This is a genomic window from Bradyrhizobium macuxiense (genome assembly GCF_007993935.1).
GTDB lineage: Bacteria > Pseudomonadota > Alphaproteobacteria > Rhizobiales > Xanthobacteraceae > Bradyrhizobium > Bradyrhizobium macuxiense_A.
Genome location: NZ_VITY01000004.1, coordinates 371,629 through 394,073 on the forward strand (window position 1 = coordinate 371,629; position 22,445 = coordinate 394,073).

Below are 22,445 nucleotides of genomic sequence, written 5' to 3' on the forward strand. Positions count from 1 at the left end.
GCTAGCCCCCGGCCTTGCGCAGCATCGCCGGCACGATCAGCCGGTGGAACGGCATGATCACCGCGAGATAGGTGCGGCCGAGCCAGTTGTGGGTCAGCACCAGCGTGGTGGCGGTGATGTTGCGCGCGGCGCCGGTGCTGGTGACGTCGACCACCAGGCGGAAGTCGAGATGCTTGTCGTTGAAGCCCGCGACCAGCCGCTCGGGCGTCTCGCTGACCACGGGGAATAGCCCGATCATGTCGCGCCCCACGCCGTCGGCCGCGCCCGAGGTCTTCAGGCCGAGCGGCGTGACCAAAACGTTTCGCAAGGCAATCAGCCATTTGGCCCAGCGCGGCTGCTGGCCCAACATCGTCTCGGTGGCGTGCCGCGCATCGAGATCCGGTTGCGTGGTCGCGATCCGGAACGCGTCGATGAATTGCGCGCCGGTTAGCAGCGCGTCGGAATCCACGTTCGGCGTGACCTCGTCGACCCTCATCCAGCCAGTCTGCGTGCCAGCAGACGGAAACGCAAGATCAGAAGGGTCGCATAAACGGCAGTGCCGAGCGACAATCCGATCCAGACGCCGGGGGCATTGAACCCGGCCCAGAAGGCCAGCGCGGAGGCCGACGCAAAGCCGATCAGCCAATAGCTGATGACGGCGAACAGCAGCGGCACCTGGGTGTCGTTCATGCCGCGCAACGCGCCGGCGCTGGTGGTCTGCACGCCGTCGGCGATGAAGAACGTCGCGCCGATCAGCAGCAGCATCGCGGTGAGCTGCGCGGTGGCGTCGGAGGCTTCGCCGAGGAACAGCGCCGCGATCTCGAAGCGCGCCAGGATCACCGCGAGCGTCATCACACTCATAAAGACGCCGGAGAGCGCGACCGCGACAAAGCCGGCGCGCTGCACCGCGTCGATGTCCCGGCGGCCGACCGCCTGGCCGACCCGCACGGTGGCAGCCATGCTGACACCGAACGGCACCATGAACAGGATTGCCGCGATCTGCAGCGCGATCTGGTGCGCCGCGAGCGCCGTGGTGCTGATCAGCCCCATCAAGAGGCCGGCCGCGCCGAACAGGCCGTATTCCAGCAGGAAGGCGATCGAGATCGGCGCGCCGACGGCGACGAGCTTGCCCATCAAAGGCCAGTCGATGCGCCAGACGCGGCTGAACACGTGGTACTTGCGGAACGGGCGCCGCCGCGCCGCGAACCACACGCCGGCGAGGAAGGTGCCGAGGTTGACGAGCGTGGTCGCAAGTCCGGCGCCGAACATGCCGAGCTCGGGCATGCCCCATTTGCCGTAGAGCAACAGGTAGACCATCAGTCCATTGGCCGGGATCGCCGCCAGCGTGATCCACAGCACCGGTTCCGGCCGGTTCACCGCGCTCATGAAGCCGCGGATCGCGATGAACCACAGCGCCGGCAGGATGCCCCAGGCGAGCCCGAACAGATATTGCTGCGCCAGATGCGCGGTCGCCTGGGTCTGTCCGAGCGCGAGCAGGATGCGCTCACCCTGGAACGGCAGCGCCATCAGCGGCAGCACCATGAAGAACCCGGCCCACAGGCCGACGCGGAGCGCGCGCCGCATCACGTGCGGATTGCGGGCGCCGAACGCCCGCGCGGCCAGCGGTGAGACCGCGGACATCATGCCCATGCCGATGGTGAAGCTGACGAAATACACGGTATGCGCCAGCGCCGCCGCGGCGATGCTTTCGCTGCCGAGCCGGCCGATGAAGGCGAGATCGGTCGTCATCATCGCGATCTGCCCGAGCTGCGTCAGCGCCAGCGGCACCGCGAGCTTCAGCGTTTCCGCGAGCTCGGCCGTGAGCAGCTTGCGAGAGGGGACGACGGCCGCGCGCGACGCGGCCGGGTCGATCTTGTCGATGCAGGTCATGACGCCACGTCTAGCACGGCAAACCGGCCGGAAGCATGGCCAAGCTGCCGCAGGGGATCAGGATCGTGCGGGAATCCGCTTGATCTTGGCGCCGAGCGCATTGAGGCGTTCGTCGATCCGCTCATAACCGCGCTCGATCTGGTCGGCGTTGTTGATGGTGGAGGTGCCGTTGGCGCACACCGCTGCCAGCAGCATCGCCATACCGGCGCGGATGTCGGGCGAATTCATCGGCGCGCCGCGCAGCCGGCTCGGCCCGGCGACGATTGCGCGGTGCGGGTCGCACAGCACGATGCGGCCGCCCATCGCGATCAGATTGTCGACGAAGAACATCCGCGACTCGAACATCTTCTCGTGCATCAGGATGACGCCGTCGCACTGCGTCGCGGTGACGATCGCGATCGACATCAGGTCCGCCGGGAAGGCCGGCCAGGGCTGGTCCTCGAGCTTCGGCACGTGACCGCCGAAATCGTCGTGGATCTTCATGGTCTGGTTCGACGGCACGACGAGGTCGTCGCCCTCGATGCCGCAGACGATGCCGAGCCGCTCGAAGCCCATCCGGATCGAGCGCAGATGCTCGACGCCGGCACGCGCGATGCGCAGCGGGGAGCGCGTCACCGCGGCCAAGCCGATCAGCGATCCGACCTCGATATGGTCGGGCTGGATCGCGAAACTCGTGCTGCCGAGCGTCGCCGGCCCGTGCACGATGATGGTGTTGGTGCCGACACCCTCGATCTTGGCGCCGAGCGCGATCAGGAAATTCGCAAGGTCCTGCACATGCGGCTCGGAGGCCGCGTTGCGCAGATAGGTGGTGCCGCGGGCGGCGACGGCAGCGACCAGCGCGTTTTCCGTCGCGGTAACGCTGGGTTCGTCGAGGAACACGTCGGCGCCCTTCAGCTTCGAGGCGCGGAATTCCAGCCGGTGCGTCGCGGTCACCGTGGCGCCGAGCTGCTCGAAGGCGAGGAAGTGCGTGTCGAGCCGGCGGCGGCCGATCACGTCGCCGCCGGGCGGCGGCAGTGCGACCTCGCCGCACCGGGCCAGCAGCGGACCTGCCAGCAGGATCGAGGCGCGGATGCGCGCGCACAGCGCCGGATCGAGATCGGCGGCGCGGATTTCCTTGGCGTGGATCTGCAGCGTGTTGCGCTCGGTCCATTCGGCGCTGGCGCCGACCGAACGGCACAGCTCGACCAGCGTTTCGGTGTCGCGAATGCGCGGCACGTTGGTCAGCGTGACCGGATGCTCGGTGAGCAGGGCAGCTGCGATGATCGGCAGCGCGGAGTTCTTGTTGCCCGATGGCTCGATGGTGCCCGAAAGGCGGCGGCCGCCCTCGACGATGTATTGGATCGGCGGCACGCGGAATGTCCCCTAACGCATCATCCAGACTTGGATTCAAACTTGGCCACGCCAAATTCCGCAACGGAATCAATGGCCGTCCGGCACCGTAACACAACTCCCGGCGCAGCATCCACCCGAAAGGTAGCCCCGCGACCGTGCCGATCGTGATGTCACGGATACGTCATCGTGATGGGGCGGTCGCAGGCCTCCAGGGTGACGGAGGTGGCGCGCACCGGATGATCCACGTCATTGCGAGCGAAGCAAAGCAATCCATGGCTCCGCAAGCTGACAAATGGATTGCTTCGTCGCTTCGCTCCTCGCAATGACGGCGGTGCAACGCGCCGCAGCGTCCTAGGTGTCGATGGTGGCGCTGAGCGAGTTTTCCTGGATGAAGTCGCGGCGCGGTTCGACCACGTCGCCCATCAGCTTGGTGAAGATATCGTCGGCCTCGTCGACCTCCTTGACCTTCACCTGGAGCAGCGAGCGCGCCTCGGTGTCCAGCGTGGTCTCCCACAGCTGTTCCGGGTTCATCTCGCCGAGACCTTTGTAGCGCTGCAGCGAGATGCCCTTGCGGGCGGCGTCGGTCACGGCCTCGAACAGGTCGACCGGACCATGGATCATCTGCTCGGCATCCTTGCGCCGCAGCTTGCCCGCCCGCACGTAGATCTCTTGCAGCCTGGTCGCGTATTCATCGAGCTTGCGTGCGTCGGCCGAGCCGAGGAACGCGTCGTCGATGACAGCCACTTCCTTGACGCCGCGCACGGTGCGCTCGAACTGGAAGCCGTGGCCTTCCGTGAAGGTGCCGACCCAGCCGCGCTCGACCTCCTCGGCTACGGCGTCCAGCCGCTTGGCGATGTATTCCGCCGCCGAGTTGGCGGTCGCGATCTCGCCGGTGATCCTGGGGCTCAGCACACCCGCGATCGCGGCCTGCTCGATAACCGCGCGATTGTAACGGCTGTGCAGATTGCGCAGCACGGAGCGGATGATCCGGGCGTCCTCGACCAGCGACAGCAAATCGCGGCCCGAGCGGTCGTCGCCGGAGGCCGGCTTGAAGACGCATTCGTCGAGCCCGGTCGAGATCAGGTAATCCTCCAGCGCGCGCTCGTCCTTCAGATACTGCTCGGACTTGCCGCGCGAGACCTTATAGAGCGGCGGCTGGGCGATATAGAGGAAGCCGCCATCGATGATCGAGCGCATCTGACGATAGAAGAAGGTCAAGAGCAGCGTGCGGATATGGGCGCCGTCGACGTCGGCGTCGGTCATCACGATGATCTTGTGGTAGCGCAGCTTGTCGACCGAGAAATCGTCGCTGATGCCGGTGCCAAGCGCGGTGATCAGCGTGCCGATCTGTTCGGACGACAGCATCTTGTCGGGACGCACGCGCTCGACATTGAGGATCTTGCCGCGCAGCGGCAGCACCGCCTGGAATTCGCGGTTGCGGCCCTGCTTGGCGCTGCCGCCTGCCGAGTCGCCCTCGACGATGAACAGTTCGGACTTGGCCGGATCCTTCTCCTGGCAGTCGGCGAGCTTGCCGGGCAGCGAGGAGACGCTGAGCGGATTCTTGCGCGTCAGCTCGCGGGCCTTGCGCGCAGCCTCTCGGGCCGCGGCGGCCTGGATCACCTTGCCGACGATTTCCTTGGCTTCCTTCGGATTCTCCTCGAACCAGGCGGCGAGCGCCTCGTTCAGGACGTTCTCGACCACGGGTCGAACCTCCGAGGACACCAGCTTGTCCTTGGTCTGCGACGAGAATTTCGGATCGGGCACCTTCACCGACAGCACCGCGGTGAGGCCTTCGCGGCAATCGTCGCCGGTCAGCGCGATCTTTTCCTTCTTCGCATTGGCCTCGGCATAGCCGTTGACCTGGCGCGTCAGCGCGCCGCGGAAGCCGGCCAGATGGGTGCCGCCGTCGCGCTGCGGGATGTTGTTGGTGAAGCACAGCACGTTCTCGTGGTAGCTGTCGTTCCACCACAGCGCGGCCTCGACGCCGATGCCGTTGGCTTCCGAACGCACCATGATCGGCGCCGGCACGATCGCCTTCTTGTTGCGGTCGAGATATTTGACGAATTCCTCGACGCCGCCCGAATAGTGCATCTCCTCGCGCTTCTCGACCGCGTGGCGCATGTCTGACAGCACGATGTGGACGCCGGAATTGAGGAAGGCGAGCTCGCGCAGCCGGTGCTCCAGCGTCGCGAAATCATATTCGACGTTCTTGAAGGTCTCGGTCGAGGCGTGGAAGGTGACCTCGGTGCCGCGTTTGCCCGGGGCATCGCCGACCACCTTGAGCGGCGCCACGGCATCGCCGTGCGCGAATTCGATGTAGTGCTCCTTGTCGTCGCGCCAGATCCGCAAGCCGAGCTTGCTGGACAGCGCGTTGACGACGGAGACGCCGACGCCGTGCAGGCCGCCAGAGACCTTGTAGGAGTTCTGGTCGAACTTTCCGCCGGCATGCAGCTGGGTCATGATGACCTCGGCCGCCGAGACGCCTTCGCCCTTGTGGATGTCGACCGGAATGCCGCGGCCGTCGTCGAACACGGTGACCGAATTGTCGGCGTTGAGGGTGACCAGCACGCGGCTGGCATGGCCCGCCAGCGCCTCGTCGATCGCGTTGTCGACGACCTCGTAGACCATGTGATGCAGGCCGGACCCGTCATCGGTATCGCCGATATACATGCCGGGCCGCTTGCGGACGGCGTCGAGGCCCTTCAGCACCCGGATCGATTCCGCGCCATATTCGGCCGGAATGGGATGCTCAGATTCGGCAGGGGTCTGCCGCGCAGGTTCAGTCATGTGAGGCCTTCGAGGATGTCCCGAATCAGCTGCGCAATATGAGGCGCTGATTCCGCTATTTGTGCCACGAAAGACGGGTTGCGCCTAGCGCAAAGTCTCTCTCTACAAACTGTTGAATAGATAGGATTTTTTAGGCCTTTTTCAAGGTCTCGGGAGGCCGATTCCGAAGGCTCTGAAAAGCCCGATTCGAAGGCAGATTCGATGCCCTTTCGGAGCCTGCTCCGCGCCCTCAGCCGCGCCGTGTGGCGCGGCCGGATTCGACGTCGAAAATCTCCCCCGTCGGGCCGATATCGACGAACGCGGCAGGGTCCGCGCCGGTCATCCAGACCTGCGCGCCGAGCCTGCCGAGTTCGTCGAACAGCGCCTTGCGCCGGTTGGGATCGAGATGGGCGACGACCTCGTCGAGCAGCAGCAGCGGCACGATGCCGGTCATTTCCGCGACCATCGTGGCATGCGCCAGCACCAGCCCGATCAACAGCGCCTTCTGCTCGCCGGTCGAGGCGTCGCGCGCCGGCATGTTCTTCGGCGCGTACACCACCTGCAGATCGGTCAGATGCGGCCCATCGAGTGTGCGCCCGGCGGCGGCGTCGCGCGGGCGGCTGGCGCGCAGGATCTGGCGGTAGCGGTCTTCGACGGCCGTTGCGGGCTCCTGCAACAGCGCGTTCTCCATCCAGCCGTCGAGCATGATCTCGGCGGACGGGAAGGCGGAGGCCGCGCCGCGCTCGCGCAGCATCACGGCGAGCTTGGCGGCGGTCTGGCCGCGCGATGCGGCGACCGCGACCGCAAGCTCCGCGGTCTCGCGCTCGATCGCGTCACACCAATGGTCGTCATAGTTGCGCACCTCGAGCAGCCGGTTGCGCGAGCGCAGCGAGCGCTCCAGCGCCGAGACGCGGCTGGAATGCTCGGAATCGATCGCCAGCACCAGGCGGTCGAAGAAGCGCCGCCGTTCCGACGCGGCGCCCATGAACAGGCCGTCCATCGCCGGCGTCAGCCACACGATGCGCAGGTGATCGCCGAAGGCGGTCGCGGAACCCACCGGTTCGCGGTCGATGCGGCAGCGCCTCGTGTTGCTGGCCTCGCCGGTCGGGGGATCAATGCCGGTGCCGAGTGTCGCAAGGCCCAGCGCCCCCTCGACCTCCGCCGACACGGCCCAGGAGCCGTCGCCCTGGTTGTCGGCGATGTCTTCCAAGGTCGCGCGGCGCAGCCCGCGGCCCGGCGACAGGAACGAGACCGCCTCCATGCAATTGGTCTTGCCGGCGCCGTTCGGCCCGACCAGCACCACCATGTCGCCCGCGACCTGCAGCGTCGCCGCGCGGTAATTGCGGAAATGCGTCAGCGACAGGCGATGAATGCGGGACGGGGTCATCTCTCTTCCTTCCCCTCTCCCCCTGTGGGAGAGGGTGGCGCCTCACGAAGTGAGGCGACGGGTGAGGGGTATCTCACAGCTCGGCAAGCTTGGCGACAATGTCTTCGAGCACAGCCCCGGGCGTCCGCAATACGTCATTGTTCCAGTATCGCAAGACCTGAAAGCCTTCCGCCGCGAGCGCATCGGTCCTAGATGCGTCTTGTAGCGACGAAGCGTGCTGGCCTCCGTCGATCTCAATGACAAGGCACTTCTCAAAGCATGCGAAGTCGAGAATGTAATTCCGAAATGGAACCTGCCTTCGGAATTTCAAGTGCGACAGGCGTCGATCGCGCAGCAGGCGCCACATCTTCGCTTCCGCGTCAGTCGGCGCGTGGCGCATCTTCTTTGCGAAGTTGCGGAGGCGTTCGTCGGTTGGTCGATGGTTTGGCGAGCGCGGCACCAACCCCTCACCCGGCGCCTTCGGCGCCACCCTCTCCCACAAGGGGAGAGGGTGCAGTTGCGTGCGCGGAGAAAATCGTCACACCCGCATCGGCATCAGCACGTAGAGCGCGCCCTTGCTGTCCTTGTCCTGCACCAGGGTCGGCGAGCCGGGATCGGCGAGCTTCAGCACCGCGACCTCGCCCTCGATCTGGGCGGCGATGTCGAGCAGATAGCGCGAGTTGAAGCCGATATCGAGCGCGTCGGAAGCGTACTCGACCTCGATCTCCTCGGTGGCGCTGCCGGAATCCGGATTGGTGACCGAGAGCACCAGCTTGCCCGCGGACAGAGCCAGCTTCACCGCGCGGCCACGCTCGCTGGAAATGGTCGAGACGCGGTCGACGGCGGCTTCGAAATCCTTCTTGTCGACGACCAGTTCCTTGTCGTTGTTCTGCGGGATGACGCGGCCGTAGTCCGGGAAGGTGCCGTCGATCAGCTTCGAGGTCAGCACCACATTGCCGAGCGTGAAGCGGATCTTGCCGTCCGACAGCTCGATCGAGATCTCGGCGTCGTCGCCCTCGATCAGCCGCTGCACCTCGCCGACGGTCTTGCGCGGCACGATCACGCCGGGCATCCCGGTCGCGCCCTTGGGCAGCGCGAGGTCGATCTGGGCCAGGCGGTGGCCGTCGGTCGCAACCCCGCGCAGGGTCGCGGCCTTGGCGCTGCCGGCGGCGTGCAGATAGATGCCGTTGAGGTAATAGCGGGTCTCTTCGGTCGAGATCGCAAACTGGGTGCGGTCGATCAGGCGCTTGATGTCGGACGCCGGCAGCGAGAACGAATGCGTCATGTCGCCGGCGGCAAGGCCCGGGAAGTCGCTCTCGGGCAGGGTCTGCAACGTGAAGCGCGAGCGGCCGGCGCGCACCGCGAGCACCGAGCGGTCGCCGTCGGCCTCGAGCACGATCTGCGAGCCGTCGGGCAGCTTGCGGACGATGTCGTAGAACATGTGCGCGGGCACCGTGGTCGAGCCGGCGGTTCCGGTCTCGGCCGCCAGGGTCTCCGTCACCTCGAGATCGAGGTCGGTCGCCTTCAGCGACAATTTGGCGCCCTCGGCGCGGATCAACACGTTGCCGAGGATCGGGATGGTGTTGCGGCGCTCGACCACGCGGTGAACGTGACCCAGCGATTTCAGGAGTTGCGCGCGCTCGACGGTGACCTTCATTGCAATACCCGCCAGATCCCTCAGATGGAAAAGCCGGGCGGCCGTTTAGGCAGCATCGCGGCGTCGGAAACCCGAAAAGTCGGATCAATACCGGATTTGATCAAACCCACGGGGGGACCGCAAGGTGGCGCGGATGGCGGGCTGGCGCAAGGGAGACGGCATCTGTTCCCCACGTTTTGGGCCCGAAATGAGTCGCCCTCCCCCTTGCAACAAAGGGGAGGGCGACCGAACGGGCGAGGCCTGCGACGGAAGTCTATTACGGAAGCCTATTCCTGGAGCTGACGCTTCAGCGATTCGACTTCCTCCGACAGCGCCGTGTCCTTGGCGACCAGTGCCTCAATCTTGCGCACGGCGTGCAGCACCGTGGTGTGGTCGCGGCCGCCGAACCTGCGGCCGATCTCCGGCAGCGAGCGCAGGGTCAGCGTCTTCGCCAGATACATCGCAACCTGACGCGGGCGCACCACATTGGCGGTACGTCGCGACGACAGCAGGTCGGAGCGGCTGACATTGTACTGCCGGGCGACCACGCGCTGGATGTCCTCGATCTTGATCCGCTTCGGCTCCTGCGGGCGGATCAGGTCGCGCACCTCGCGCTCGGCCATCTCCAGCGTCACCGGCTGGTTGTTGAGCTTGGAGTGCGCCAAGAGGCGATTGATCGCGCCTTCGAGGTCGCGGCCATTATGGGTGATGGTGCGCGCCAGATAGTCGAGCACTTCCTCCGGCACGTCGAACGTCGCATGGTGGGCGCGGGCCGCGGCGACGCGCGACTTGAGGATGCCAAGCCGCAGTTCCTCGCCGAGCGAGCCCATTTCGACCACGAGGCCGCCGGCGAGCCGCGAGCGCACGCGGTCGTCGAGGCTTTCGAGGTCCGACGGCGGACGGTCGGCCGCGATCACGACCTGGCGGCCGGCATCGATCAGCGCGTTCAGCGTGTGGCAGAACTCGGCCTGCGTCGACTTGCCCTGCAGGAACTGCAGGTCGTCGATGACCAGCACGTCGATGCCGCGCAGCGCTTCCTTGAACGCCAGTGCCGTCTGCGTCTTCAGCGCCGCGACGAAGCCGTACATGAATTTCTCGGCGGTCAGATACAGCACTTTGCGCTCGCCGCCGGAATTGCCGGCCCAGGTCACCGCCTGCAGCAGATGCGTCTTGCCGAGGCCGACGCCGGCATGGATGTAGAGCGGGTTGAACATCACGGGATCGCCGCGGCGTCCCTCCGCGACCTGGCGCGCAGCCGCATGGGCCAGCGTGTTGGAACGGCCGACGACGAAGCTTGCAAAGGTCAGGCGCGGATCGAGCGGCGAACCGCCCAGCGCGTCATGGCTGGCCGACACCGGCGCGGTCGCAACCGAGCGCAGTTCGGGCGCGGGGCGGCCATCGGTGCGTTCGACGCGGCGCATCTCGACCGGCGCAACCGCTTCCTTCACCGGCGCCATCGCACGGATCGCGGAGCGCACGGTGAGGTCGATGCGATGCACTTCGGGCATCTCGGCCTGCCAGCAGGTCAGAACGCGGTCGGCGTAATGTGCCTGGATCCAGCTCTTGAGGAACCGAGTCGGAACCGACAGGTGCACGCTCTCATCGTGCACGCTCTCCAGATCCATCCGTGCGAACCAGCTCGTGTAAACGTCCTCGCCAACACTCGTCCGCAAACGTCCCTTCACCCGCGACCAGCGATCCTGTTCCGTGTTCGTCATTGCCTTCGTACTTTTCCAAAACTGAGAGATGATGATTGCGAAAGCGCCGCGCAGGTTTGCTGCCACGACGCGACCTCTAGCGGGCGCGGTCTGCTCCGGACATGGCTCTCCCGTGTGGCGGCCACGCGCCACGCGACAGATCAGCTGTTTGGAGAAGATGCGTCCCGCGAGGTCAGCGCGTACTCGACGGGCTCAGCGGGTAAGAGCCAGCGTCCGAGGGGTTGATTACGGCACCACTGGAAATCTGCACTTCGGCTGTCGTTGGTTCGACTGCAGTGATGATACCGTAAGACATAAGTCCTCCCCCTCCCACCGCGACGTATCGCGGCAAGTTGTCAGCTTGCTGGTGTCTTAAATTCGAACTGCCGCTACCGAACACCGAAATGCCCGGCGCTTCGCCGCCGCCGTGTCGTCGTCAACCCGTTCACTTGCTCCGCGTTCCCGCTGCCAGATTCCGACTGACGTCCTGGTCTCTCTTGTTCGATCCCCCAAATTGCCGGGGACATCGCCGGAGATATTTTGACACAGGTCGTCCGTCCTCATATCGCTATGAGTTGTCAATCTAGCTTCGCTTGGAGAGCGTCGCTAACGCACACACCGCCGCCGATTTGTGCGTCCGCCCTTGGGTCTCAAACCGCGCTGATCTGGAGAGCCGTGGGCGTCGCGAACAAGAAATAAATACACCAAGCGCATTTTCTGACAATCCGTGGAATCGACGGGGATCGAGACTCTTCGCGACTGTTGCGGCGTTGCCTATGCTGAGTTGCGAAAGCAAGTTTTTGAATCAGCGCACAGATTCACGCGTGTCACAAACGACGGTGCAATACCAAAAATTTTTCATAGAAAATTTACATTTGGTCTCGCGCCGGTCATTTTTCCAATCGCTGTTCGGCGCTATGTGCATAAGTAATTCGCGAGACGTCATTTTTCTCGATTACTTTTGCAGGGTAACCCCGCGGCGCAATTTTCAACGCGAAATGCTCGCGCGCTATTCCATCTATCCAGCTTAGAGCAGAACAATCTCTGCGCGAGTGCGGTGCGTTAAGCATATTTGCCGGTAGAACTACGGATGCGACGAAACATGACACACAGTTCGTTGCGCGACAATGCGAACTGTTCTCGCGCTATGAAACTTCCACGACAAAAGTCGAGACAAAAACAAAAAGCCCGGCGTGAGCCGGGCTTCGTGACAAATGCGTTTTCAGTCAGCTCGATTGGCCGACGTGCCAGCCGGCTTGTTACTTCGCGAGCTTGGCGATGCTCTGCGTGAGGCGCGACACCTTCCGGCTCGCGAGGTTCTTGTGAATGATGTTGCGCTGCGCTGCCTTCATCAGTTCGGGCTCGGCCTTGCGCATCGCCTTGAGTGCCGCCTCGCGGTCGCCGCTCTTGATCGCTTCCTCGACGGTGCGCACCGCGCCGCGCATCTGGGTACGACGCGACTTGTTGACGATGGTGCGGCGGGCAATCTTGCGGGTCGCCTTCTTGGCGGAGGTGGTGTTGGCCATGGTTCTCTAACTGTCCTTCGGCGGTGATCGCTCAGTGGTCGGGCTTGCGCGCACCGGCCGGTTCAAATCTCAACTCTGATGTATTTGTCCAAGGTATTGACTTGGGTGTCCTTGAGGCGGCCATGCAAAGAGCGCAAAACTGCTGCCCCCGCATGCGGCACTGTCCAAAGAACAGCGGCGGCAGGATTGCGCCCGCCGCCATCGGCCGGTCTTATAGATGGCGCAGGCGATAGCGTCAACGCTTTCGGGACCGAAAAAGGGCCTGAAATCGGGCCTCCGAGGGCCGGATAAGCCGCTGAAGAGGTTGAATTTCCGGGGGGCGCCCGGTAAGGCCTGACGACGCGTGGGGCGCGACAGGGAGTTTGGGTGACGCATGATCCGCGGCTTTTTCCGTCTGATCGGCCTTTTGCTGCTCGCTGGCAGCTTCATCTTCATGGTCTATGACGGCGCCCGCTACGTCGCCGACCAGAGCCTGCGGTTCACCCAATTCGGGCAGTTCTGGAACGATATCCACCAGTCGAGCCAGCAGGCGTTCCATGCCTGGGTGGACCGCTTCGCGCCCTGGCTCTGGAACGATGTGATCCGCCTGCTCCTGGAGCAGCCGGTGTTCGCGGTGCTCGGCATTGCCGGCATCCTGCTGTTGATCCTGTTCCGGCCGCGCAAGCCGCTGATCGGTTACGCACGCGACTGAGCTGGCTGCAGCCCTCCTGGCCGCAGCCATCAGTAACGGGGCTGCCATCATCTGCGTAAGGACATATATAGGTGACAGCCGGCCCGCAGGCCGCAGCCCGCGTCGGCCGATGTCCCGCCTGGAGGTGTCCATGTTGTTCATGCGCAAGACCACCGCGTTGCCAAGCGCCACCGAGGCGCTGCCGGGCCGCGCGACGCCGATCCCGACCGCGACCACGCATTTCGTCAATGGCAGCAAGCTGACGCCGCCCTATCCGCAAGGCCTCGAGCAGGCGGTGTTCGGGCTCGGCTGCTTCTGGGGCGCGGAACGCAAGTTCTGGGAACTTGGCGACGGGATCTACACCACGGCAGTCGGCTACGCCGGCGGCCACACGCCGAACCCGACCTATGAAGAGGTGTGCTCGGGGCGCACCGGCCATACCGAAGTCGTGCTGGTCGTGTTCGACCCGAAGAAGATCTCCTACGAGAAGCTGCTGAAGACGTTCTGGGAGAACCACAACCCGACGCAGGGCATGCGCCAGGGCAACGACATCGGCACGCAGTATCGTTCCGCGATCTATACGTTCAGCGACGCGCAGCGCAAAGCAGCCGATGCGTCGCAGGCGATGTATCAGAAGGCGCTAGCCGCCAAGGGACTCGGCGCGATCACGACGGAGATCGCACCTTCAGGCGAGTTCTACTTCGCCGAGGACTACCATCAGCAATACCTCGCCAAGAATCCGGCGGGCTATTGCGGGCTTGGCGGCACCGGTGTGTCGTGCCCGATCGGCGTCGGCGTCACGGCCGCCTGATCGCATCGGCCTTGCGTTAAATCGATGGGGAGACGGGCCTTCCGGCTCCCCACGCCGGCCGCGCAAACCCTTTATTAACCATAAGTGGTGCAAGACTGGGCCTGTCTCGCCGTTGAGGGATAGGTCCGGTGCCGGTTGCACGCGCGTTACGATTGCCGATCACTGCCGTTGTGGCTGCGCTCGCGCTGTCTGGCTGCATGAGCACGTCCGGTCCCGTCGCGGTCGGCCCGCAAGGCGTCGATGCCGTCACCTATGGTCCGGTCTACGCACCCGCTCCGGTTGCCGACGGAGGCGGCGGTGCCATCAGCGCATTGCGTTCCGCCTTCGCCAGCGCTTCCCCTGGATATGGCTATGCCGCGCCGGTCGCCGCCCCGGTCGTCTATGCCGCCGCCCCGGGTGGGCCCGCTGGCTATGACAACTCCTATCATCTCGGACCGGGCGACAAGCTTCGCGTCGTGGTCTACGGCCAGGAAGGCCTGACCAACTCCTATGCGATCGATGCCGCGGGCGCGATCACCATGCCGTTGATCGGCTCGGTGCCGGCGCGTGGCCGCACGCCGGCCGGGCTCGCCGGTGACATCTCGGCGCGGCTGCGCAACGGATTCATTCGCGAGCCGTCGGTGGCGGTCGAGATCGAATCCTACCGGCCGTTCTTCATCCTCGGCGAAGTCCAGGCCCCCGGCCAATATCCTTACGTGCCGAACATGACTGTCGAGAGCGCGGTCGCGATCGCCGGCGGTTTCTCGCCGCGGGCCAAGCGCGACAGCGTGACGCTGACCCACACCGATGCGTCCGGTGCCGGCCGCTTCGTGGTGCCGCTGGGCACGCCCATGAGCCCGGGCGATACGGTGTTCGTCGGCGAGCGCTGGTTTTAGGGCAATCTCCCTCCGTCATTCCGGGGCGCGCGAAGCGCGAGCCCGGAATCCATTCGTCCACGCGTTCTGCGGTGGAATAGATTCCGGGCCTGCGCCTTGCGGCGCATCCGGGAATGAAGGAATGGAAGGAGCAGCGCCCTATCAGCGCAAATGCTTCCCGAAAAATTCCATGCTGCGCGGCCAGGCGATGTCGGCGCTCCCCTTGTCGTAGCTGGCACGCTCGTCGCAATGGAAGCCGTGCTGCGCGCCGGGATAGATGAAGACCTCGACCTCGGGCCGCTTCGACTTGATGGTCTCGACGTCGCTCAGGGGAATGCCGGCATCCTTCTCGCCGAAATGCAGCTGCGTCGGCACGGCCGGCTTGTCGTCGGCGAAGCGGATGATGGCGCCGCCATAATAGCCGATCGCCGCCGAGAGCCCGGTCAGCTTGGTTGCGGCCGCATAGGCGACGCTGCCGCCGAGGCAGAAGCCGATGATGCCGACCGGCCCGACCGGCTTCACCGCGTCGATCGCCGCCTGGCTGTCGCGCAGCATCGCGGCAAAGTCAGGGTTGGCGACGAACTTGCGCGCCTCGGCGACTTCATCGGGTGAGTAGCCGCTCTGGAAGTTCGGCGTGATGCGATCGAAGATCGAGGGCGCAATCGCGACATAGCCCTCCTTCGCCAGCCGGTCGCAGACCGCGCGGATGTGGTGGTTGACGCCAAATATCTCCTGGATCACGACGACAGCGCCCTTCGGCGCACTGGTGGGATCCGCGCGATATGCCCCGAGTTCAAATCCGTCCGAAGCCTTCAGTCTGATGTCTTGTCCCATGGTCCATCCTTGTCGTGGGGGTTGCATGAAGCTGTTGGTGGCTGGGTCGAGAGGCTAGCGCCACATCCAGTTCTCGCCCCAATCGGCCTTCCAGCCGGTCAGCCGGTGTTTGCGGAACTGTAGAAAGAGACGGTCATGGTGCGGGAACAGCCCGCTGCCGCCGAGGTCGCGGAAGGTCAGGAAGATCTCGTTGCCGGGCCGCCCGCTGACATAGGTGAAGGGTGCGCCGAGCGCGCGTTGCGCATCCGCGATGCCCATGCCGAACACCAGCGGCGTGTGGTTGGACAGCGTCGCGGTAAAGGTCGGCGTGGCCGGGTCGGCGAACAGCCGTGCCTTCTGGGCGTTCGCGTCGCTGGCGGCCGCCGTCAGCAACAGAGCGACGACGATCGTCTTCATGAGGCGGCCTTTCCGGGCGCGTTCGCGGCGAGACCGTCGAGGAACGGCAAGACGGCTTCGATGAAGGCTTGCGGCTGGTCGATGTTGACGGCATGGCCGGCGTTCGGGATCACCGCCTTCTGCGCGCCCGGGATCTTTGCCGCCATGTAGTCGGACGCCGCCAGGAACGGCGTGTCGTCGGCGCCGACCACAACCAGCGACGGCACCTTGATATCGGGCAGTGACTCGATGACCCGGGCATCGCGCTGCGCCAGCATGCCGCGCGCGGCGAGCGCTAGGCCTTTGGCGTTGCGATGCGTGACCGACGCGCGCTCGGCGCTCAAGGATTTCAGCATCTCGAGCCCTTCGCGATCGAAGCGGTCGCCGGTGTCGCGGGCGCGCTTGTTCCAGACCTCGCGGGCGTCGTCCTTCTTGAATCCGGGGCCGGTGTCGATGATCAGCAGCGCACGCACCCGCGCAGGATGGGCGCGATGGAAGGCGAGCGACATGTAGCCGCCAAGCGACAGGCCGCCGACAACGGCCGTGTCGGCCCCGGCTGCGTCGAGCAGGGCGGCGATGTCGCCGACCGTCTGTGCTTCGCTATAGGCATCCGGATTGTCGGGATAGTCGGACTGGCCGTGCCCGCGCATGTCCCACAGGATCAGCTTGTGCCGCTTCGACAGCGCCTCGATCTGGCCCTGCCACATCGCCGACGTCGACGAATAGCCGTGGGTGAGGATCAAGGGCGGGCCGCTGCCGTGAATCTCATAATAGATATCGACGCCGCTGCGGTTCAGCTTGGCCATTGACGGGCTCCTTCTGTTGTCGATGTCAGGTCCGGCAGCGCTACCGACCTTGGTAGGAGTGATCGATACGGCATCAATACTGGCATTTCAAAAGCTTCATGCCGTTGCCGCATCGCACAACCGGCAGTTTCCGAAATTTATTCTTTTCGATCAATTCCAAATTGGATTGCCTCCAGCCGGGAACCGGATCATTGTTTCGGCAACTGTCGCTTACCCGGTGGGCGCCGGCCAAGACCCAACAGTGAGTTGCCGCCGTAAGCGGCTTCCGACACCGGAAGGGGAGAGAGATGCCAAATCTCAACATCAACGGACGGAATATGTCCGTCGAGGCGGCCAGTGACACGCCGCTGCTTTGGGTCATCCGCGAGCAATTGCAGATGACGGGCACCAAATTCGGGTGCGGCGCCGGTCTGTGCGGCGCCTGCACGGTTCACCTCAACGGCGAAGCAGTGCGGTCCTGCCAGACCTCGCTCGCCGACGCCGTCGGCAAGAAGATCACTACCATCGAAGGCCTCTCCGCCAAGGGCGAACATCCCTTGCAGAAGGCCTGGGTCGCCGAGCAGGTGCCGCAATGCGGCTACTGCCAGTCTGGCCAGATCATGCAGGCGGCGGCGCTGCTGTCGAAGAACACCAACCCGACCAAGGAAGAAGTGGTCGCGCATATGGACGGCAATCTCTGCCGTTGCATGACCTATTCACGTATCCAGAAGGCGATCATGCGCGCTGCGTCCGACATGCGCACCGCATCGGCCACCGGATCCGAGCGGAGGGCCACATGAACAAGCACGTGAAAAACCTCGCGCCCGAGACGACCGACCTCAGCCGCCGTTCCTTCTTGGTCGGCACCGCTGCAACCGGTCTCGTGCTCGGCTATGCCGGGTCCGGCATCGACCAGGCGCTCGCGGCGCCCGCACCCGCCAATTTCGAACCGAGCGTCTGGTACGCGATCGCGCCCGACGGTCTCGTCACCGTAACCTGCGGCAAGGCCGACATGGGCCAGCACGTTGCCTCGACGATGGCGCAGATCGTGGCCGAAGAGCTCGGCGCGAACTGGAAGGACATGCGGGTCCAACTCGCATCCAATGATCCGAAGTTCAACGATCCCGTGCTCGGCGCGCAAATCACCGGCGGCAGCTGGTCGACGATGATGAACTTCGACGCCATGAGCCGCGCCGGCGCTGCCGGCCGCATCGCATTGACCGAGGCGGCGGCGGCCTCGATGGGCGTGCCCGCCGGCGAACTGGTGGTGCGCGATTCCAAGATCAGCCATCCGAAGTCGAAGAAGTCGATGTCGTTCGCCGAGGTGGTGAAGAGCGGCAAGGCGACCAAGACCTTCACGGCGGACGATCTGAAGGCGATCAAGCTGAAGTCGCCGGATCAGTACACCATGATCGGCGTCTCGGTGCCGCAGCTCGACATTCCCCTGAAGGTCAACGGCACGGCCAAATACGGCATCGACGTGATGCTGCCAGGCATGGTCTATGGCGCGCTGGTCACCCCGCCGGTCCGCTACGGCGCCACCGTGAAGTCGGTGGACGATAGCGCGGCCAAGAAGGTGCCGGGCTTCATCAAGGCCGTCACCTTGGACGACAAGACCACGACCACCACCGGCTGGGTCGTCGCGGTCGCCAACACCTATGCCAACGCCAAGAAGGCGGCGGCGGCGCTGAAGATCGACTACGATGGCGGTCCGAATGCGAAGCTGTCGAGCGAATCGCTGCTCACCGAAGCCAAGCGGCTGCAGGGCCTGAGCGATTCCGGCCAGTTCTTCGTCAAGGACGGCGATCCGAATGCGGCCTTCGGCACGGCGGCCAAGGTGCTGGAGGCGGAATACACCACCAACATCAACATCCACGCGCCGATGGAGCCGATGAACGCCACCGCGGAGTTCAAGGGCGACATCCTGCACATCTATTCCGGCAACCAGTTCGCGACGCGCTCCGGTGCGATCGCGGCCGGCGCCGCCGGGATCGATCCGAAGTTTGTGGTGATGCACCAGATGTGGCTGGGCGGCGGCTTCGGCCGGCGTCTCGACGCCGACATGATGGTGCCGGCGGTGCAGGCGGCGAAGGCTGTCGGCAAGCCGGTCAAAGTCATCTACACGCGCGAGAACGACATGACGATGGATTTCTCGCGTCCGCTGACCTACCAGAAGGTGAAGGCTGGCGTGGACGGCGACGGCAAGCTCGTCGCGTTGAGCCACGATGTCGTCTCTGCCTGGCCGACCCAGCGTTGGGGCATCCCCGACTTCCTGTCGCCTTCGGTCGACAAGAAGGGGCCGCTCGACGCGTTCACGGTCAACGGCTCGGACTTCTTCTACACCGTACCCAACCACTATGTGCGGGCGATCAAGAACGAGATGGCGCACAACGCCACCCCGTCCGGTCAGCTCCGCTCGGTGGCGCCGGGCTGGACGTTCTGGGCGGTCGAAAGCATGGTCGACGAGATCGCCCATGCGACCGGCAAGGACCCGGCCCTGCTTCGCGTCGAGCTGCTCGACGGCAAGGGCAAGAACGACGGCGGCGCGCAGCGTCTCCGCAACACCTTGCTCGCGGCGATGGGGCTGGCCGGCTACGGCACCAAGAAGCTGCCCAAGGGCGAAGGCATGGGCGTTGCCTGCGTGTCGTCGCAGGAGCGCGCCACGGCGAGCTGGACCGCCTGCGTCGCCCATGTCGCGGTCGCCCCATCGGGCGAGGTGACGGTGAAGAAGCTGACGGTTGCAACCGACGTTGGTACGCAAGTGAATCCCGACGGCATCCGGGCCCAGGTCGAGGGCGCGGCGCTGTGGGGCATGTCACTCGCGCTGTTCGAGAAGGCGACGTTGAAGGACGGCGGCATCGAGCAGACCAACTTCGACAGCTACACGCCGCTTCGGATGAGCCAGCTGCCGGAAGTTGCGGTCAACGTCATCGCCAATGGCGAGAAGGCGACCGGCGTCGGCGAGCCCGCGGTGACGGTGGTGGCGCCGGCGATCGGCAACGCCGTCTTCAACGCGGTCGGCGCCCGTGTCCGCGGCCTGCCGATCACCGCGGAGGCCGTCAAGGCAGCGATGAAGGCGTAACCGCTTGAACCAATGAAGACGCCGGGGAGCGGATCGCTCTCCGGCGTTTTTTTGTGCCTGGGCGTCGACAATCGGCATCTTTGACCCTGCAAAAATTCATCATCCGCCAGCGATGCCCGCGTCCGAATTGATTTCCGGGCCGCCTGATCTTGCAGGCGGAATCCACGATCCATCAAATTGTATCCATTGCGCTTAACCGCCGTTCAGCATCCCCATTAAGTCGGAGGGAACGCATCGTCAGGTAGCGTCGGCATCGGTCGTTACCGCGACGGGGATTCCATGACTGCCTTGGCCAATAACCAGACTTCGAAGCGCCGTCTCCTGCTGGCGTCAGATCGAAGCGATCAAAGCCACGAACTCGCCAGCATCCTGCGTTCGGTCGGCGAGGTCGATACCGTTCTGACGTCGGATATTCCCGAGCAGCCGGCCCACGATCTCTCCGGTATCGTCGTCGACATCAATCTGCGCTCGCCCGAAGCCGTGCAAATGGTCCGCGCCAAGCTGCAGGCCGACGCCTATCGCGAGATGCCGCGGCTGTTCGTGCTGGCAGATGCGCTGCACCACGCCTCGATGCAGGCCTGGGCGCTCGGGGCCACCGACACGATCTCGCGGCCGTTCGATGCGCGCGGCCTCCTGCAGCGCATCCGCGCCGCATTTCCCGACGACAGCGGCTATGACGAGACCGACCGCGGCAAGGCGCTCAACCGCGGCGTTGAGGCCGCGCATGCCGTGATGGTCAAGATGTTCGAGCGGATGCGCGCCGGCGAGCCGCTCAAGTTCGAGGACATCGTTGCCGCCGAGAACAAGATCCTCAAGGCGATCAAGCACAACTCGCTGCGCGAGTGGCTGACCACGGTGGGCTGCCATCACCAGGAGACCTATCGCCACTGCCTGTTCGTGACCGGCTTTGCCGTTGCGTTCGCGCAGCATCTCGGCATGCGCGAGGACGACCAGCGCCGGCTCGCGCGCGCCGCGCTGCTGCACGATGTCGGCAAGGCCTTCATCCCGGTCGCGCTGCTCGACAAGCCAGGCGCATTGACGGTCGAGGAGATGGCCGAGATGCGTGAGCATCCGCGCCGCGGCTACGAGGCGCTGTCGGCGCAGGGCGGCTTCCCGCCGGAGATGCTCGACGTGATCCTGCATCATCACGAATTCCTCGACGGCACCGGCTATCCGAACGGCCTCAGCGGCAACCAGATCAGCGACATCGTCCGCGTCACCACGATCGTCGACGTCTACGCCGCCCTGGTCGAGAAACGCGCCTACCGGCTGCAGTTCACCCACGCCAAGGCGTTCTCCATGATGGAGGAGATGGGCGGCAAGCTCGATCAGCAATTGCTGCAGGCGTTCCGCCCGGTGGCGTTCGGGCATTATTGAGCCCATCGCGGCTTCTGCCGTCCGCCTGAGGCAACGCCTTTAGCCAATCAACGCAAGTCGTCCTCCTTAACCCCGCCTAGATTCCGGTGATCATCGGCACGATTGATGCCGGGACAGGTGAGGAACATCATGGACACGGCAACGACCGGGGATCTGGAGATCCCCGCCGACATCGCGGCAACCCTCGTCGATCCCGTCGCCTATGCCGACGATCGCATCCACGACAGCTATCGCTGGCTGCGCGCCAACAATCCGCTCGGCATCGCGCGCCCCGAGAAGTTCGATCCGTTCTGGGTGGTGACCAAGCACGCGCATATCCAGGCGATCAGCCGGCAGAACGACCTGTTCCACAATGCCGACCGGCCGACCACGCTGACCAACCAGGCGCTCGAGGAGCGCGTTCGCAAGATCACCGGCGGACCCAATCTGGTGCGCTCGCTGGTGCAGATGGATGCGCCCGACCATCCGAAGTACCGCGCGCTGACGCAGGGCTGGTTCATGCCGGCCAACCTCGGCAAGTTCGAAGGCCGCGTCCGCGAGATCGCGCGCTCAACCGTGCGGCGCATGCTCGACCGCGGCGGCGCCTGCGATTTCGTCGAGGACGTCGCGCTCGGCTATCCCCTTCACGTCATCATGGAGATCCTCGGCGTGCCCGAGGCGGACGAGCCGCGCATGCTCAAGCTGACGCAGGAGCTGTTCGGGCCGCAGGATCCCGACACGGCACGCGTCCGCGACGCGCTCAGCGCGGAGCAGGTCTCGGTGATGCTGCAGGCGATCATCGCCGACTTCTCCGCCTACTTCCGCAAGATCACCGAGGATCGCCGGCAGAACCCGCGCGACGATCTCGCCACCGTCATTGCGAACGCGAAGATCGGCGGCGACTACATGCCGGAGCACGATCAGACCAGCTATTACATGATCGTCGCGACCGCCGGCCATGACACCACCTCGTCCTCGACCGCGGGCGCGATCTGGGCGCTGGCCAGGGATCCCGCGGAATTCGCCAAGGTGAAGGCCAACCCGGAGTTGATCCCGGGACTGGTCGACGAGTCGATCCGCTGGATGACGCCGGTCAAGCATTTCATGCGCTCGGCCACCGCTGATACCGAGCTCGGTGGCCGCAAGATCGCCAAGGGCGATTGGCTGATGCTGTGCTACGCCTCGGGCAATCGCGACGAGGAGGTGTTCGAGGAGCCCGATCGCTTCCGCAGCGATCGCAAGCCCAACCGCCACGTCGCGTTCGGCTATGGCGCGCATCTGTGCCTCGGCCAGTATCTCGCCAAGCTCGAGATGCGTATCCTGTTCGAGGAGCTGCTGCCGCATCTGAAATCGCTGTCGCTCGACGGCGAGGTGAAGATGACGCAGGCCTATTTTGTCAACGGCCCGAAGAAGCTGCCGATCCGGTTCGAGGTAAACTAGGGCCTATCCGTCATTGCGAGGAGCGCAGCGACGAAGCAATCCATGT

19 protein-coding genes are annotated in these 22,445 nt (G+C 65.0%); 7 read left to right on the forward strand and 12 right to left on the reverse strand.

The window, feature by feature from the left end:
- Window position 1: 1 nt before the first annotated feature.
- From FBZ93_RS13005 to rpsT, 9 genes are all read right to left on the reverse strand, one after another.
- Window positions 2-475, reverse strand: coding sequence for a DUF2867 domain-containing protein (locus FBZ93_RS13005; RefSeq protein WP_146986348.1), 474 nt, complete (start codon window positions 473-475; stop codon window positions 2-4).
- Window positions 472-1,869, reverse strand: coding sequence for an MATE family efflux transporter (locus FBZ93_RS13010; protein ID WP_146986349.1), 1,398 nt, complete (start codon window positions 1,867-1,869; stop codon window positions 472-474). Before FBZ93_RS13010 ends, FBZ93_RS13005 begins: the two co-directional genes overlap by 4 nt.
- A gap of 57 nt (window positions 1,870-1,926) precedes the next feature.
- Complete coding sequence (gene murA, locus FBZ93_RS13015) at window positions 1,927-3,219, reverse strand: UDP-N-acetylglucosamine 1-carboxyvinyltransferase (RefSeq protein WP_146986350.1); 1,293 nt, start codon at window positions 3,217-3,219, stop codon at window positions 1,927-1,929.
- 333 nt (window positions 3,220-3,552) lie between these two features.
- The gene (gyrB, locus tag FBZ93_RS13020) at window positions 3,553-5,988 is read right to left on the reverse strand and encodes a DNA topoisomerase (ATP-hydrolyzing) subunit B (protein ID WP_146986351.1); all 2,436 of its coding nucleotides are present in this window, start codon (window positions 5,986-5,988) and stop codon (window positions 3,553-3,555) included.
- Between the two features lie 229 nt (window positions 5,989-6,217).
- Window positions 6,218-7,354 carry a DNA replication/repair protein RecF gene (recF, locus tag FBZ93_RS13025; protein ID WP_146986352.1) on the reverse strand — a complete coding sequence of 379 codons (1,137 nt, stop codon included), beginning with the start codon at window positions 7,352-7,354 and terminating at the stop codon, window positions 6,218-6,220.
- Window positions 7,355-7,427: 73 nt separating this feature from the next.
- Window positions 7,428-7,793: an endonuclease domain-containing protein gene (locus FBZ93_RS13030; RefSeq protein WP_146986595.1), complete on the reverse strand. Its 366-nt coding sequence runs from the start codon at window positions 7,791-7,793 to the stop codon at window positions 7,428-7,430.
- 78 nt (window positions 7,794-7,871) lie between these two features.
- Window positions 7,872-8,990 (reverse strand): DNA polymerase III subunit beta, encoded by a 1,119-nt coding sequence (dnaN, locus tag FBZ93_RS13035; protein WP_076863729.1) that lies wholly within the window; start codon window positions 8,988-8,990, stop codon window positions 7,872-7,874.
- Window positions 8,991-9,256: 266 nt separating this feature from the next.
- Entirely contained in the window at window positions 9,257-10,687 is a 1,431-nt protein-coding gene (gene dnaA, locus FBZ93_RS13040) for a chromosomal replication initiator protein DnaA (RefSeq protein ID WP_050425006.1), read from the reverse strand.
- Between the two features lie 1,238 nt (window positions 10,688-11,925).
- On the reverse strand, window positions 11,926-12,192 hold the full coding sequence (rpsT, locus tag FBZ93_RS13045) for a 30S ribosomal protein S20 (RefSeq protein WP_021077661.1): 267 nt from the start codon (window positions 12,190-12,192) through the stop codon (window positions 11,926-11,928).
- A gap of 373 nt (window positions 12,193-12,565) precedes the next feature.
- Between rpsT and FBZ93_RS13050 the strand changes: the two genes are divergently transcribed.
- The 3 genes from FBZ93_RS13050 to FBZ93_RS13060 all read left to right on the forward strand — a co-directional run bounded on the left by FBZ93_RS13050 (window position 12,566) and on the right by FBZ93_RS13060 (window position 14,548).
- Window positions 12,566-12,883: a hypothetical protein gene (locus tag FBZ93_RS13050; protein ID WP_146986353.1), complete on the forward strand. Its 318-nt coding sequence runs from the start codon at window positions 12,566-12,568 to the stop codon at window positions 12,881-12,883.
- A 130-nt stretch (window positions 12,884-13,013) separates the two neighbouring features.
- Window positions 13,014-13,673: a peptide-methionine (S)-S-oxide reductase MsrA gene (msrA, locus tag FBZ93_RS13055; protein ID WP_146986354.1), complete on the forward strand. Its 660-nt coding sequence runs from the start codon at window positions 13,014-13,016 to the stop codon at window positions 13,671-13,673.
- 128 nt (window positions 13,674-13,801) lie between these two features.
- Entirely contained in the window at window positions 13,802-14,548 is a 747-nt protein-coding gene (locus tag FBZ93_RS13060; RefSeq protein WP_146986355.1) for a polysaccharide biosynthesis/export family protein, read from the forward strand.
- 141 nt (window positions 14,549-14,689) lie between these two features.
- On the opposite strand, the gene FBZ93_RS13065 is transcribed toward FBZ93_RS13060, so the two are convergent.
- From FBZ93_RS13065 to FBZ93_RS13075, 3 genes are read right to left on the reverse strand one after another with little or no spacing between them, the layout of a single operon-like run.
- Window positions 14,690-15,361, reverse strand: coding sequence for a dienelactone hydrolase family protein (locus FBZ93_RS13065; protein ID WP_146986356.1), 672 nt, complete (start codon window positions 15,359-15,361; stop codon window positions 14,690-14,692).
- Window positions 15,362-15,415: 54 nt separating this feature from the next.
- Complete coding sequence (locus tag FBZ93_RS13070) at window positions 15,416-15,757, reverse strand: hypothetical protein (protein ID WP_146986357.1); 342 nt, start codon at window positions 15,755-15,757, stop codon at window positions 15,416-15,418.
- The gene (locus FBZ93_RS13075; protein WP_146986358.1) at window positions 15,754-16,542 is read right to left on the reverse strand and encodes an alpha/beta fold hydrolase; all 789 of its coding nucleotides are present in this window, start codon (window positions 16,540-16,542) and stop codon (window positions 15,754-15,756) included. Before FBZ93_RS13075 ends, FBZ93_RS13070 begins: the two co-directional genes overlap by 4 nt.
- Before the next feature lie 287 nt (window positions 16,543-16,829).
- On the opposite strand from FBZ93_RS13075, the gene FBZ93_RS13080 reads away from it, so the two are divergent.
- From FBZ93_RS13080 to FBZ93_RS13095, 4 genes are all read left to right on the forward strand, one after another.
- Window positions 16,830-17,321 carry a (2Fe-2S)-binding protein gene (locus FBZ93_RS13080; protein WP_050405446.1) on the forward strand — a complete coding sequence of 164 codons (492 nt, stop codon included), beginning with the start codon at window positions 16,830-16,832 and terminating at the stop codon, window positions 17,319-17,321.
- On the forward strand, window positions 17,318-19,603 hold the full coding sequence (locus tag FBZ93_RS13085) for a xanthine dehydrogenase family protein molybdopterin-binding subunit (protein ID WP_050425000.1): 2,286 nt from the start codon (window positions 17,318-17,320) through the stop codon (window positions 19,601-19,603). Before FBZ93_RS13080 ends, FBZ93_RS13085 begins: the two co-directional genes overlap by 4 nt.
- A gap of 279 nt (window positions 19,604-19,882) precedes the next feature.
- Window positions 19,883-20,980, forward strand: a complete 1,098-nt coding sequence (locus FBZ93_RS13090) for an HD-GYP domain-containing protein (protein WP_146986359.1) — start codon at window positions 19,883-19,885, stop codon at window positions 20,978-20,980.
- A 129-nt stretch (window positions 20,981-21,109) separates the two neighbouring features.
- Window positions 21,110-22,399: a cytochrome P450 gene (locus FBZ93_RS13095; RefSeq protein WP_146986360.1), complete on the forward strand. Its 1,290-nt coding sequence runs from the start codon at window positions 21,110-21,112 to the stop codon at window positions 22,397-22,399.
- Window positions 22,400-22,445 lie beyond the last annotated feature (46 nt).

Coding starts and splice junctions, on each gene's coding strand:
- FBZ93_RS13090 (WP_146986359.1), top strand. CDS start 19,883: ATGACTGCCTTGGCCAATAACCAGACTTCGAAGCGCCGTCTCCTGCTG.
- FBZ93_RS13085 (WP_050425000.1), top strand. CDS start 17,318: ATGAACAAGCACGTGAAAAACCTCGCGCCCGAGACGACCGACCTCAGC.
- FBZ93_RS13075 (WP_146986358.1), bottom strand. CDS start 16,542: ATGGCCAAGCTGAACCGCAGCGGCGTCGATATCTATTATGAGATTCAC.
- FBZ93_RS13095 (WP_146986360.1), top strand. CDS start 21,110: ATGGACACGGCAACGACCGGGGATCTGGAGATCCCCGCCGACATCGCG.
- recF (WP_146986352.1), bottom strand. CDS start 7,354: ATGACCCCGTCCCGCATTCATCGCCTGTCGCTGACGCATTTCCGCAAT.
- gyrB (WP_146986351.1), bottom strand. CDS start 5,988: ATGACTGAACCTGCGCGGCAGACCCCTGCCGAATCTGAGCATCCCATT.
- FBZ93_RS13070 (WP_146986357.1), bottom strand. CDS start 15,757: ATGAAGACGATCGTCGTCGCTCTGTTGCTGACGGCGGCCGCCAGCGAC.
- dnaN (WP_076863729.1), bottom strand. CDS start 8,990: ATGAAGGTCACCGTCGAGCGCGCGCAACTCCTGAAATCGCTGGGTCAC.
- FBZ93_RS13080 (WP_050405446.1), top strand. CDS start 16,830: ATGCCAAATCTCAACATCAACGGACGGAATATGTCCGTCGAGGCGGCC.
- FBZ93_RS13005 (WP_146986348.1), bottom strand. CDS start 475: ATGAGGGTCGACGAGGTCACGCCGAACGTGGATTCCGACGCGCTGCTA.
- FBZ93_RS13010 (WP_146986349.1), bottom strand. CDS start 1,869: ATGACCTGCATCGACAAGATCGACCCGGCCGCGTCGCGCGCGGCCGTC.
- msrA (WP_146986354.1), top strand. CDS start 13,014: ATGTTGTTCATGCGCAAGACCACCGCGTTGCCAAGCGCCACCGAGGCG.
- FBZ93_RS13065 (WP_146986356.1), bottom strand. CDS start 15,361: ATGGGACAAGACATCAGACTGAAGGCTTCGGACGGATTTGAACTCGGG.
- dnaA (WP_050425006.1), bottom strand. CDS start 10,687: ATGACGAACACGGAACAGGATCGCTGGTCGCGGGTGAAGGGACGTTTG.
- rpsT (WP_021077661.1), bottom strand. CDS start 12,192: ATGGCCAACACCACCTCCGCCAAGAAGGCGACCCGCAAGATTGCCCGC.
- FBZ93_RS13050 (WP_146986353.1), top strand. CDS start 12,566: ATGATCCGCGGCTTTTTCCGTCTGATCGGCCTTTTGCTGCTCGCTGGC.